Here is a 13,389-nt window from a genome sequence, read left to right on the forward strand (position 1 = left end):
AAAGATTAGCGAAGATTAACATCATATTGTTAGTCTTCGCTAATCTTTCCATCTTTTCAAATCAAAAAACAAAAATCCGGAAATCATCAAAAACACCTAATTAATTTGGTATTTTGGCAGAAAATCAACCGGAGTAATTTAATTCCCCTAATGAAAATATTCATGCAAAGAAAAGCAATAAAAAGTATAGCCGTTTACGTGGTAACCTTCCTGGCATCGGTGCCGGTGTTTTCGCAGCAACGGGAACAGAAGCTATGGTACGACCATCCATCAGGTAAAGTGTGGGAGGCTGCACTGCCAATAGGTAATGGCCGATTGGCTGCCATGGTATATGGCAACCCCGGCGAGGAACTGGTGCGGCTAAACGAAAATACGCTATGGAGTGGCAGCCCCAATCGCAATGATAATCCACATGCACTGGCGGCTTTACCGGAAATCAGGCAGCTGATCTTTGATGGTAAAATGAAAGAAGCCAGTCAGCTGGCGGCAAAAAATATCCAGGCAGAGAAAATCAACGGCATGTGTTATCAGCCTGTAGGAGATCTGCAACTGCAGTTCCCCGGTCATGATCAGTACACCGGTTACTCCCGGGAGCTGAACCTGGAAACCGCAGTAGCCAGTACTTTTTACAGCGTAAACGGGGTGAAATACACCCGGCAGGTATTTGCTTCTATACCTGATCAGGCGATCATTATCCGGCTCACTGCCGATAAACCCGGCAGCATCACTTTCGCTGCATCGGTGAAGAGTCCGCAGAAATCAACAGTAACAGTAAAAGGCAATAATGAGCTGGTATTGTCTGGTATCAGCGGCGACAGAGATGGTGTGCCTGGCAAAGTGAAGTTCCAGTCGCAGATACGTTTCAAAACGGAAGGCGGCACAAGTGCCGGCAGTGGCGATGTTATCAGCATCACCGGCGCTAATGCAGTCACCGTATATGTTTCTATCGCCACCAACTTCGTGAACTATGCGGACATTAGTGCCGATGAAGCCAAACGTACCACGGATTATATGAATAAGGTATGGCCTAAGAACTATGCCGCTATGCTGAAAGATCATATTGCTGCCTATCAGCATTTTTTCAACCGCGTACAACTGGATTTAGGCAGTACCGACTCTGTAAAGAATCCTACCGACATCCGCGTGCGTGATTTTGCACATGGCAACGATCCGCAACTGGTGGCACTGTATTTTCAGTTTGGCAGATACCTGCTCATTGCCGCCTCACAGCCAGGCGGACAACCAGCCAACCTGCAGGGTATCTGGAATCCGCTCATGAGTCCACCCTGGGGTAGCAAGTATACGATCAACATCAATACAGAAATGAATTACTGGCCGGCAGAAGAAACCAATCTTACTGAAATGCATGAGCCGCTGGTACAGATGGTGAAAGAATTATCTGTAACTGGTCGCGAAACGGCTAAAGTGATGTATGGCGCCGGTGGATGGGTAACCCATCATAATACGGACCTATGGCGTATAACCGGCCCGGTAGATGGGATCTATTCTGCGATGTGGCCAATGGGAGGCGCATGGTTAAGTCGCCATCTCTGGGAAAAATATACCTTCAACGGTGACAAAAAATACCTGCACACAGTATATCCTGCTTTAAAAGGTGCTGCAGAATTTTATCTCGACTTCCTCGTAGAAGAGCCCATGCATAAATGGTTGGTCGTATCTCCTTCCATGTCACCGGAAAACAATCCCAAAGTATATCCCGGCGTATCTATTGCTGCTGGTGCTACCATGGATAATCAACTGGTATTCGATCTTTTTTCCAACGCTATTCATGCGGCTGAATTATTAAATACTGACAAAGTACTGGTAGAAAAAATGAAAGCTGCCCGCAAAAGATTACCACCTATGCAGATAGGTCAATATGGTCAATTGCAGGAATGGCTGCAGGACCTGGACAATCCAAATGATAAACACCGTCACGTGTCGCATTTGTTTGGACTGTATCCAGCCAACCAGATTTCTCCTTATCGCACGCCCGAATTATTTGCAGCAGCACGTACTTCACTTATCCAGCGGGGAGATGTGTCTACCGGTTGGTCTATGGGCTGGAAAGTGAATCTCTGGGCACGTTTGCTGGATGGTAACCATGCCTGGAAACTGATTAAAGATCAGCTCACACCTGCAGGTGTAAACAAAGGCGAAAACAGTGGAGGGGGTACTTATCCCAACCTGTTTGATGCGCATCCTCCTTTCCAGATAGATGGTAATTTCGGTTGTACGGCAGGTATCTGCGAAATGCTGCTGCAAAGTCAGGATGGCACAGTACACTTACTGCCTGCGCTACCGGACGACTGGAAGAAGGGGCGTGTGAGCGGATTGCGTGCGCGTGGTGGTTTTGAAATAAAAGAAATGATATGGGAAAATGGACAGCTTAGTAAAATTACCATACAGTCTACGCTGGGCGGTAACCTGCGCCTGCGTGTACCGAATGCGTTAAAGGAAAACGGACAACTGAAAGCAGTGAGTGGTCAACAGCCGAATGTATTCTTCCAACCGGAGGAAACGGAAAAGGCAGCAATTAATCCGAACGCCAAAGTGGAGATAACGGCATTGAAAGAAACGATACAATATGACCTGGCTACACAGGCAGGGAAAACGTATACGTTTACCAATAAATAAAAAGATGGACGCGATGTAATTTAAAATGGCGCTGGACAAATTTTGTCCGGCGCCATTTTAATGTCAACTATATTTTTGTTAATCTACCAGTTGCTCTTTCAGTCGCATGAGCGTTGCTTCTGCATCGCTGATACAAAAACCGGGATGTACTTTCGATGTTTGTATAATGCTGCTCCGCGTGGCAGTAAGCCAACGGAAACGCCCTGCCATATCCAGTTTGGCGATAGGGCCTCCAGCTTTACTACCTTTGCTGATTTCTACAAAAGCTTCGAGGTAGGGCCTGATAGTATTGATATCTGTTGTAGGCGAAAATGCACGTAGTCGTTCTTCGTCCAGCGTATACACGGCCTGTAAAAATTTTTGCTGCTTACAATAAAGGATCACGCCAACATTCAAAAATTCTTCCCGTTCCACACTTGGTACCACGCGTATTACGGCATATTCATATAAGTGCTTGTCTTGCATGTTGTGCTTCTTTTACAAAAATTTCAGAGTGGCTGATCCGCGTTGTTAAAAATTCAAAATATACCTGGCGACGTTCTTCCGGCGTTTCATCGGAATGATCTGCTACCAGCCATTCATCGGGGATGATATTTACAATGGCACGTATACGCTCCGGTGTTAGCAGTAAGCGAAACGCGGCATCTGTGCTTTCCAGTTCGCTGGCCTGCGGCAACAGTACATGATCTTTTACCTGTACAAACGGGCGCAGGGCCTGTTCCTGCCAGTTATGCCAGGAGTGATGGAAGTAAAGAGCGGCGCCGGCATCTATCAGCCACAGCTCATTACGCCACATCAGCATATTGGTGTTGCGGGGGGTGCGGTCTACGTTGGTGAGCAAACAGTCCAGCCACACAATCTGAGACGCCAGCGCCGGCGCAATAGTATTTACAGTAGGATCGTAGGTAGTAGCACCGGAGAGGTAGTGCAGGGCGAGATTGAGGCCTACACTTCTTTTCAGGAGATCCTGTATTTCTTCGTCCGGCTCGGTGCGGCCAAAAGCTTCGTCCAGGTTGGCAAATACCAGTTCCGGTACTTTCAGTCCCAATACCCTGGCTATTTCATCGCCGATTAATTCTGCAATGAGTGCCTTTACACCTTGTCCGGCTCCACGGAACTTGAGTGCATAGAGGAACCCGTCATCTGCTTCGGCAATTGCCGGCAGCGAGCCCCCTTCACGCAACGGCGTTACGTAACGGGTTACGTTGACCCTCCTTAGCTGAAGTTGAATATCATCTATCATCTGACAAATATCTGGCTTTTTTGGGAGTTAGTTTTTGTTGAGGAGAAAGCAGAAAGCAAAATTCACCACGCTCTGCCCGAATCCTCTTTCCAATCGTAAGGTAAGATCTCTGCCAAAGTAACTATGATACCGTTTTTAACTTCAATAGTAGCCTTGAGATTTTCTTTCGACAGTTGACTGATCAATTCTCTGCATCTTCCACAAGGGGAAACTGCATTACCTTCTCCATCTACGGCTACTAAAGATTTTATCTGACTTTCTCCATGCTTCAGCATTTCAGCTACAGCACTGTGTTCCGCACAAAACCCCATGGAACAGGCAGTGTCGATGCTCACGCCGGTGTAAATATTTCCACCAATGGTTTCAATAGCAGCGGCCACACCACCATATTCAATAAAGTCATTTAAACGTTTACTGCCGGCAAACTTTTGGGCGATTTGTTTTAAGCTTACATTATCCATAGGACTTCACATTAGCATTACATTCCTCCAAAAGTAGTATTTTTCAAATCTACGGACTTCTTATGCCAATGTTTTTCCCATGAAAGCGGCGTAGGCCGTTCCCGCCGCGGCGATAGCTTTATCGGCGGATTTATTGCTGCGCAATAGCTGTGTATCTACCACCAGTTTATCCCGCGTTTCTTTACGGCTCCAGATCCCGCTTATCTGCCCGTTGACTACCACCACCGGTTTAAAGATGCCATGCCCCGTTTGCAGGATCAGGGCGGGATTGAGTATATCGCTCCGGTCTTTATAGGCCACTGCATATTCATCATAGGAGGGCAGGAGCAGGGCGGAAGTGGTGCGGGAGGCAGCGGGCGTGGTGTCCGCAGAAAACCAATAGGCTTGCCCGTTAGTGACCACATGTGTGAGCAGGGACTTATTCAACAGCAGTCCTTTTTTGATATCCGTCATATTTAATCCGCTCCACCATTGGAAGTCATTGACTGTAGCGGGGCCTCTGCTGCTGAAATACAGCCGGGTAAGCCGTGCAATGGCCGTGTCACGGTCAATCGGGGGCTGGACAGGCGCCCTGTCGGATAGCAGGGCATAGGTAAATTGTTTACCCTGCCGGGGGCCGCTGCAAATGAGGCCTTCAAGTTCTGCATCCATGAGGTGGAAGCCGAGGCGGATATCGTCTGTATTGATTTTTGCTTTTGCCAGCAAGGGGATGAGGGCACTCCGGGTGAGGAATGTTTTGTTACCGAGGGCATTGGTGATGACGGTTTTGCTGCGTTTGAGGTCTTTGTCAGAGATCCCCAGCTTTGCATGTAGGTTTCTATTGAAAGCTTTTACTTTGGGGGCTGTCAGCTGCAGCATCCAGCCAATGTCTTCCGGTGAAACAAAATGCCAGGTAGGGCGCAGGATATGGGTACGGAGGATTTTACCTTCGTTAAAATCCTTTTCAATACTGGCATCACTGCTGCCTGTCACGCGGTTGCCGATGGCCCATTTGGCCCCGGCATAATCCTGTGCCTGCATACACCCCATCCATTTTACCAATGCAGCGGGTTGGGTAAAGTGGGTAGCCACTATTTGCTGTTGCTGCAACCGTAGTTGTGCGATTTGCTGACTGTTCATAACCCAAAATTACCTGGCTGCTATGACAACAGTATGTCAGTTGAGAAACGGGATCAGGAAACTTTTTGCAGCATTTCCTGTAAACGGTCTTTTACCAGGGTTTTTAATGAGGCGGGCTCAATAATGGAAGCCTGGTCCGCAAAAGTGATGTACCAGCGGGAAAACGCCTGTATGCAGGGCGCCTGAAAGGTCATTCTGGTGCGTTTGCGGCCCTGATTTTCGCCGGCAAACCCATAGTTGAACTTCTGCTCTACCAGGTAGCGGGCCATCGTATTTTCTACTTCTATGACCACAGGGAATGAACCTGCCGTGGACTGGGGGCGTTTGGCCAGGTATTCTCTTAGGGTGATGTGTTTCCGCGGGGCGGTTTTGCCGGTATCGCTCACTGACAACATCCGTTCTGTCCGGAAAGCATGATATTTTTTAGATGTGGTACAAAATGCAATGGCATTCCAGCTACCGTTTTCATGGTAAATGCCGATAGGTTCGATGTCTCTTTCGTTGACCCCCTGCTCTGTAGCATATTGAATACGTAATACTGATTTGTCGCCCACGGCCTTGATGATGCGGGGGAGACTATCATTGATCAGGTGGTTATGTTCAGAAACTTTTTCTTTTACGTCAATACTTTCTTCCATTTCTTCCATCACCTTTTTGGAGGCGTTGCGGAGTACTGCTTTTATTTTATACATGGCGGCTTTGAACAAACGACTGTTATGCAGGTCGGAATGTTGTTCCAGTATTTTTTCTGCCATGAGGAAAGCCACTACTTCTTCTTCCGTAAACATAACGGGTGGAATACGGTATCCTTCCATAATGGAATAGCCCAGTCCTTTTTCGCCGAGAATGGGTACACCGGCTTGTTCCAGGGAGCGGATGTCGCGGTATACTGTACGCAGACTTACATCAAAACGGTCGGCTACTTCCTGGGCTTGTACCAGTTTTTTTGATTGCAGCTGAATGAGGATAGCGGTTAGTCTGTCGAAACGATTCATGGATGGCAATATGTTAGGGAGCTAATTTACAGCTTTTCCGCAGATATGAATTTTTAACAAACGAGGGTTATCTTTGCTCCCGCCGGTAAAACCCCGGAAAAGAAATACGCTATATGATAAAACGTTTGTTTGTTATGTTATGTATGCAGGCTGGCCTGATGGCGACCTGCTTTGGACAAGTCCCGGCTGATGGCCTGAAAAAGAAAAATATCAGCGATACCCTCCTGTTGCCCACCCGTACGTTGTTACTGCCAGGAGCTTTCAATGCACAAAGTGCACTGCTGCAATTGTTTCCCGGTAAGCATTACCGGTTAGTGGATGGTAAATATGTGAATGAGATGATCAACTGGGAATGTAAAACCTGTAAGCCTAAAAAATATGAAGATGTAAATGAAGATGGCCTGGGCAGCTTTCCCTATAGCGTTGGTGTGGCTACCCGTTTACTGGATGTGATGGATTTCAAAGATTCTTCAGGGCTGGCCTATAAAGTGATCAGCTTTAGTCATTCTGAATTTGACGAAGATGGCGCTACTGTTTCCCGTTTTACCGGTGGTTTACTGGGCCTGGCAAAATTTGTACAAACAGATCAGGGTTGGAATCTGCGCATGTTTCAGCCGGGCATCAAAGCATATGGTGCTTTTTCTTCCTGCCCTACTCCTAAACCATTGCTGATAGGATCCGACCAATATGCTTTTATATTAAAGCATAGCAACGGCGGCGCCGGTGGGCCCTATGACGGAGACTATTACCTGATTGCAGGTGTGAACGGTGGCTACCAGCAGGTAATGGCAGCATATCGTATTGAAAGAACCGAAGGTGGAGGGGAAGGTGAAGAGTTGTCTTCCTGGACAAGTACCTATAGCGCACCCGTAAGTGAAAAAAAGTATTTCAGAGATATCCTCATTACTTTAAAAGGAACTGTCAACGCTGCGGATACAGAACAGTTACCAGATGAAGTGAAAGCCCTGGTAAAAGGGAAGAAGAAAGCAGGTTTCATAGCAGAAGAAAGATATGTATATAAAGGTGCCAGCAAGGGATATCAACTGCAATTACCTGTAAAGGCAAGTTTAACGAAGTAATTATTTTTTACAGGGCGGCTGTTTCCACAGTGCGTCCTGTAATTTTTGCCCTATGCATTTTACCCCAGGCCGTTAAGGCATTCAGCACATCTCCCAGTGTGTGGCTATATTCACACAGTTCATATTCTGCCACATGTTTGGCATCCTCCACAGGCACCTTCTGAATAAAACCATTCATCTCCATTTCTTTCAACTCATTGGACAATACTTTGGCGGAAATGCCAGTGACCTGCCGCTGTAGCTCATTGAACCGGAGTTTGCCATTCAGTAAGGCAATAATAATTTTCAATTTCCATTTGCCACCAATGGCATAGAGTGCATCTCCCATGGCGGCTAAAGAGGCAGTACAGGTTTCCCTGGTGGGTATTGTTTTCGCTATTGAAGTACTCATGATGATTCATTTTAACTAACCTGCAGGTTAGTACTAACCTATAGGTTAGGCGGTATTTTCAGTTACCAAAGGTAAGTACTTTTGAGGCATTAAAACAGAATCATCATATGAGTAAAATATTGGTAACAGGGGCAACAGGCCCTCTTGGAAAGGCGGTAGTAGATGAATTACTGAAAAATACCGCTGCAGAAAACATTGCTGTATTAGCAAGGGATCCCTCCAAAGCAGCCGGTTTAGCTGAAGCAGGGGTAACGGTACTGCAAGGGGATTATAACGACTACAACTCCCTGCTGGCTGCTTTTAAAGGAACAGACAAATTGTACTTCGTATCCGGTAATGATGTGACCGGGCGTATTCCCCAGCATGAGAATGTGGTGAAAGCCGCTATCGCTGCTAAAGTGGGACATATATTTTATTCCAGTTTTGACCGTAAAACGGAAGATGGTAGCTCCGCCATTGCTTTTGTAGCAGCAGCACATTTGCATACAGAACAACTATTAAAAGCATCTGGCATACCTTATACCATTCTGAAACATAGTGTTTATACAGATATGCTGCCAATGTTTCTGGGAGGAAAGGTATTGGAGACAGGAATCTATCTGCCGGCAGGCAAAGGAAAAGTAGCTTTTGCTACCCGCCAGGATATGGGAATAGCAGGTGCAAAATTAATGTTGGGAAGCGGTCATGAAAACAAGTCATACGTACTCGGTGATGACGTATCATATTCCTTTGATGACATAGCTGCGATATTAAGTGAGCTGTCCGGGAAAACCATTACTTATACTGCGGCATCTGTAGCCGAATATACTGCACAATTAGCAGTAGCAGGTGTTCCTGCGGAACATGGTCAAATATTTGCGGCCTTTGGACAAGCCATAGATCAGGGGGAATTTGATGCTTCGGATGGTACTCTGGCGAAAATATTGGGCAGGAAACCAGAATCGTTACGGGCGTATTTGAAGAGAGCTTTTAGCCATTAGCTTTTAGATTTTAGGAAATGCAGCGAAGACTATAATATGTTCATCTCCGCTGCATTTCCTAAAAGCTAAAAGCTAATGGCTAAAAGCTATTTTTATGCGGACAGCAGTGCGAAATCTTCTGCTGATAGTTCAATTGTTCCGGCTTTGATGTTTTCTTCCAGGTGAGCGATGCTCTTGGTGCCTGGAATGAGCAGGATGTTAGCGGCACGTTTCAGCAGCCAGGCCAGCGCAATCTGCGCGGTGGTGGCGTTATAACGGCCCGCTATGCTGCTGATCTTTGCTTCCAGTGATTGCGGAGCCGCAGCCAGCGGGTACCAGGGAATAAAGGCAATACCTTTTTGTGTGGTATAATCCAGTACGTCTTCCCATTGGCGGTTGCCCAGGTTATAGAGATTTTGTACAGATACAATGGGCAATACCTTTTCTGCTTGCTGAATCTGTGCTACACTTACTTCAGACAGTCCCACATGTTTGACTTTACCTGCTTTCACAGCGGCGGCTACCGCTGCCAGTGTTTCTTCTACCGGCACTTTCGGATCTATACGATGCAGTTGCCAAAGATCAATATGATCCACCTTCAGGTTTTTCAGGCTGTCGTCTATGTTTTTAGTGATCCAGGCGGGTGATCCATCCGATATCCACTGTTCCGCACTGGGGCGATGAAAGCCACCTTTGGTAGCGATCAGGAGGTCTTTTTTATAAGGATGCAGTGCATCTGCGATGAGGCGTTCATTTGTTTCCGGGCCATAGGCTGCGGCGGTATCAATAAAGTTAACCCCTGAAGCCACCACCCGCTGCAATACCCTGATGGAATTGGCGCGGTCTGCTGCTTCACCAAAAGCACGGGGACCAGCCAACTGCATAGCACCATAACCTACGCGGTTAATATTGAATTCGTCACCTAAACGAAAAGTATGTACGGGAGATATTTGAGTCGTTTCCATGTTTTTCAATTTTGATGGATCAAAGGTAAGTAGGTATGATTCACCAAAAATTGTGAAAATAGAAGAACGACTTGTAAAAATCAAAGTATTGATTTTGGGGGATAATTAAGGCGTCAGCCATTAATTATGTACGGTAACCGGGCGGTCGGTCAGGGCATGCAGGAAAGCAATAACATCCTGTATTTCCGTCGGAGTTAATCCCAGTTTGGCTGGAGATAAAGTCTGGTAAGGATCTTCCATCCCGAGGCTATTGCCGCCACCGGCATTATAAAACTCCATCACTTTTTCCAGGTCTTTAAATGCACCATTGTGCATATAAGGAGCAGTCATAGCACTATTACGAACCGTTGGTGTTTTAAAGGCGCGCTTATAAAAATCGATCGGGAAAAATTCAAACCTGCCGGCGTCTTTGTCGGCCTGTGGATGCAACAGGTCATCACTGGCAGTCATGCCCAAGTTTTCAAATTCAGTGAACTGGTAAAATGGTGGCGTAAGTCCGTTGAACAGTGGCGCGAAGTGGCAGGTAGCACATTGTGCCTTGCCCATGAATAAATTGAAACCGTTGATTTGTGAAGGTGTCATTGCCTGTTTATTCCCTGCGAAGTAATCATCCATAGCACTGCTCATAGGAGCGAGCGCATAAAGGTACGCCGCGATGGCAGCAGAGAGATGCTGCATTGTAATAGTGGTGGTATCAGGTGACGGTGTAAGTGTTGGCTCCGGAAAGGCGGTATGAAACGCCTGCTGGTAACGAACACTATCTCTGAGCCGGCTGATCACCACTGCATGTATCCCATTCATCTCCTCGGGATTACTAATGACCTGTGCAATCTGTTTGGATAAGCTACCGGCTCTGCCATCCCAGAACTGTGCATGCTGGAATCCAGCGTAATACAGACTGGGGGCATTTCTACGAACGTTGCTTTTGCCGTCAAAAGTGATGCTGGTTTTTAGGCCATCGCTGAAATATTTTTCCGGCTGATGGCAGGTGGCACAACTGCGGGTATTATTTCCGGATAATGCTTTTTCAAAAAACAGTTGCTGCCCCAATGCTTTCATAGCAGCAGTAGCGGGGTTGCTATCGGGAAAGGCCGCCGGATTTAATGCATCTTTACTGAACAGGTTTTTGGCGTTGTAGTTCAGGGCGCTACGCGTATGCTGGTCCAGTTGCAATGCAACAATCAGTTTGCTCAGCTGCTCCTGCAGCGGCAGTGCATAAGCGGACAGAAATTCCAGTCTGTTGAATGTATCAAAATCCGGGTGTTGCTGCAGGTATTGTATGCACTGGGCAAGGTAATTTTTTACGGGTATATTTTCGGGAGAAGAAGTACTGATCCAGGGCTGTAGCACTGATTGGATCGTCTGCAAAGACTGGCACGTTTCTGCGATACCGCTTTTTAATTCCGGTGCATCATAGCCGGTGATACCATTTGCGTATAGCCGTACCAGTTCGATACGGATGCTTTCCATAATCGCTTTGTCAGTGGTATGAAACTGGTACAGGAGGGCTGGCAGATCTGTGGCGGAAGCACTGATCACTGCAGCTTCTTCCAGTAATGTTTTTTTATGGGAAACGGGATCTTTATCATACAGCAATACTGCCATCTGCTGTAATCCGGCAGGGGCCTGGTATTCCATGTAAGGTTCGTCAATTTCTGTTTTGGCAGGGCGATTATATACGAGGGAGGAGCTGAAGAAGAAGTAATCGAGAAAGAATTCTATTCGTTTGTATTGCAGCCGGCATTTTCTAAGTGCATCTCTGGCCTGGGTAACACTGCGCGGCTGGGCAGCATCCAGGTTATGCATGGCCTGTTCCATTTCCAGGGAGGCTGCCGCAAAACCGGCGGCGCCTTCCCTGAAAACGTTGACAGTATTTAAAACACCGTTGTCATCTGCTGTTTGTTTAAATCCCCAGGCGCTGAAAACAGCGGTGAGCACAAACAGTGGCCAGATGATCCAGTTGATTTTATTTCGATACATGTACGGTGAAAGTATCTTTTACATTATTGAACGCATCTGTAACTGTGTATTTGGTTACTGCTGCAGTAGGCGTCACCGTTATACTTCTGCCGGTATCAGTACGATTGTTCCATTTATAGGCACCAATAAAAGACGCCGTTAAGGTAGCTGTTTGTCCTTTTTTAATGCGGATATCCGTTTGGCGGTTTACATTTTTCATCATGGTAAACTGATCACGGATAGTACCATCGGCGCAGATCCATTTCAGGTCGAGGCGGTTGTCCTGGATTTCCAGCATGCTGGCGCCGCCATGGTCTGCATCTGAAAAGTACATGGCCTTATGTGGAAAGGTGGTTTGTTTGCCGCCGAGCTTTCCGGCAGAACCACTCACCACGTATACGGTACCGGTGTTGCGGATACTGTCTTTGATGTAAGGCGCTGCATTGTTGCCACCGTCATATCGTCCGGAAGAGTTGCTGACGTTATGTTTGGCCGGATCAAAAGTGTTGGCCAATCCATAATGTCCTTTGATCATGCGGGATCTTTCGTAGTCGTGGCTATGTCCGTTCAGCACCAGGTCTACGCCATTACGTTCCAGTACCTGTATAAAGTTTTCCCGGATATGTACCAGTTCATCTTCCTCATCAGAGTTATGCGAGCCCATGGTATATGGGGGATGGTGCCAGAAAGCAATCACCCAGCCTTTATTTTTATTGGCGGCGAGGTCTTTCTTTATCCAGGTCACCTGTGGGCCGGTGGTGTCGTACAGGCGGTAGGCACTGTCTTCTTTGCCATAGCTATCGAGCGACAGAAAGTGGATGTTGCCCAGGTCGAAGGAATAGAAAGAAGATGTATGAGAAGGCAGGCCACCGGATTCTCCTTCGGAAGGCATGGAGAAGTTCTGGTAATAAGTGGTCTGGTGAGTGAGTTGTGCCTGTCTTTCAGAGAGATCGGTATCATGATAATCATGATTGCCGGGGGCAGGGAACAGTGGATATTTTTTGAGCAAATCATCTTTGTATACGTTAAAGAATTTGCTTTGGTATTCCGCGTCAGTGCCATCGGGGTAAGCGTTATCTCCCAGTAATATCCATGCGTTGAGGTAGTTGTTGCCCAGGTACTTTACCAGTTGTTCTTTTACCTGTCGCTGGTTCACGGAGTTGTCGCCGCAGTCGCCGAGGGCGGCAATACGGTACAGTTCTGTGCTGCCGGCTACTGGCAGGGTCACGAAGTAGTTGTTGGCATCGCCCTGCAACGGGTCTTTGTAGCCGCCAATGGAATAGTAGTAGCGGGTGTTGGGTTGCAGGTGTGTTAAACGTACTTTATGCTCTGTTACCAGGCTGGCATCGTCTGCTTGCTGATCCAGCTTATCCGGCGAGGTGCCATATTTAACACGACTTCTGGAAGAGGCATCAGTGCGCCACCGGATTAATATGCCTTCACTGCTGGCTGCCTGTAAATAGGGGCCACGAAGTAGTTTAGGTGTAAACGTTACTTTTTTAACAGGTGCTTCCTGTGCCTGTGTCATGGTATAGCCGGACAATAGTAGCATGGAAGCAAGGACGATCGATTTCATATAGC

12 protein-coding genes are annotated in these 13,389 nt (G+C 47.1%); 3 read left to right on the forward strand and 9 right to left on the reverse strand.

Translation table 11 applies throughout. The annotated features are described in order from the left end of the window. The first annotated feature begins 162 nt into the window (after nt 1-162). Nucleotides 163-2,637 (forward strand): glycoside hydrolase family 95 protein, encoded by a 2,475-nt coding sequence (locus tag AC1DCV_RS04435; protein WP_477022031.1) that lies wholly within the window; start codon nt 163-165, stop codon nt 2,635-2,637. Between the two features lie 78 nt (nt 2,638-2,715). Here AC1DCV_RS04435 and AC1DCV_RS04440 read toward each other — a convergent pair whose 3' ends face one another. The 5 genes from AC1DCV_RS04440 to AC1DCV_RS04460 all read right to left on the reverse strand — a co-directional run bounded on the left by AC1DCV_RS04440 (nt 2,716) and on the right by AC1DCV_RS04460 (nt 6,455). Next, nucleotides 2,716-3,102, reverse strand: coding sequence for a DUF3037 domain-containing protein (locus tag AC1DCV_RS04440; protein ID WP_441572006.1), 387 nt, complete (start codon nt 3,100-3,102; stop codon nt 2,716-2,718). After that, nucleotides 3,080-3,880 (reverse strand): HipA family kinase, encoded by an 801-nt coding sequence (locus AC1DCV_RS04445; protein WP_477022032.1) that lies wholly within the window; start codon nt 3,878-3,880, stop codon nt 3,080-3,082. The genes AC1DCV_RS04440 and AC1DCV_RS04445 overlap by 23 nt, the downstream gene beginning before the upstream one ends. Before the next feature lie 62 nt (nt 3,881-3,942). Next, nucleotides 3,943-4,341, reverse strand: a complete 399-nt coding sequence (locus AC1DCV_RS04450; RefSeq protein WP_477022033.1) for a cytidine deaminase family protein — start codon at nt 4,339-4,341, stop codon at nt 3,943-3,945. 60 nt (nt 4,342-4,401) lie between these two features. Further along, nucleotides 4,402-5,460, reverse strand: coding sequence for a winged helix DNA-binding domain-containing protein (locus AC1DCV_RS04455; RefSeq protein ID WP_477022034.1), 1,059 nt, complete (start codon nt 5,458-5,460; stop codon nt 4,402-4,404). Nucleotides 5,461-5,513: 53 nt separating this feature from the next. Beyond that, complete coding sequence (locus AC1DCV_RS04460; protein WP_477022035.1) at nt 5,514-6,455, reverse strand: helix-turn-helix transcriptional regulator; 942 nt, start codon at nt 6,453-6,455, stop codon at nt 5,514-5,516. A gap of 113 nt (nt 6,456-6,568) precedes the next feature. Between AC1DCV_RS04460 and AC1DCV_RS04465 the strand changes: the two genes are divergently transcribed. Next, a complete protein-coding gene (locus AC1DCV_RS04465; protein WP_477022036.1) occupies nt 6,569-7,534 on the forward strand; it encodes a hypothetical protein in 966 nt (321 codons plus the stop codon). Nucleotides 7,535-7,541: 7 nt separating this feature from the next. Here the strand turns inward: AC1DCV_RS04465 and AC1DCV_RS04470 are convergent, their stop codons facing one another. Next, a complete protein-coding gene (locus AC1DCV_RS04470; protein ID WP_477022037.1) occupies nt 7,542-7,925 on the reverse strand; it encodes a winged helix-turn-helix transcriptional regulator in 384 nt (127 codons plus the stop codon). Nucleotides 7,926-8,032: 107 nt separating this feature from the next. On the opposite strand from AC1DCV_RS04470, the gene AC1DCV_RS04475 reads away from it, so the two are divergent. After that, nucleotides 8,033-8,905, forward strand: a complete 873-nt coding sequence (locus AC1DCV_RS04475; protein ID WP_477022038.1) for an SDR family oxidoreductase — start codon at nt 8,033-8,035, stop codon at nt 8,903-8,905. 92 nt (nt 8,906-8,997) lie between these two features. Here AC1DCV_RS04475 and AC1DCV_RS04480 read toward each other — a convergent pair whose 3' ends face one another. The 3 genes from AC1DCV_RS04480 to AC1DCV_RS04490 all read right to left on the reverse strand — a co-directional run bounded on the left by AC1DCV_RS04480 (nt 8,998) and on the right by AC1DCV_RS04490 (nt 13,384). Beyond that, nucleotides 8,998-9,849 carry an aldo/keto reductase gene (locus AC1DCV_RS04480; RefSeq protein WP_477022039.1) on the reverse strand — a complete coding sequence of 284 codons (852 nt, stop codon included), beginning with the start codon at nt 9,847-9,849 and terminating at the stop codon, nt 8,998-9,000. A 120-nt stretch (nt 9,850-9,969) separates the two neighbouring features. Next, the gene (locus AC1DCV_RS04485) at nt 9,970-11,829 is read right to left on the reverse strand and encodes a cytochrome-c peroxidase (RefSeq protein WP_477022040.1); all 1,860 of its coding nucleotides are present in this window, start codon (nt 11,827-11,829) and stop codon (nt 9,970-9,972) included. After that, a complete protein-coding gene (locus AC1DCV_RS04490; protein ID WP_477022041.1) occupies nt 11,816-13,384 on the reverse strand; it encodes a purple acid phosphatase family protein in 1,569 nt (522 codons plus the stop codon). Before AC1DCV_RS04490 ends, AC1DCV_RS04485 begins: the two co-directional genes overlap by 14 nt. Nucleotides 13,385-13,389 lie beyond the last annotated feature (5 nt).

This window comes from Chitinophaga sp. 10T418 (genome assembly GCF_056394125.1).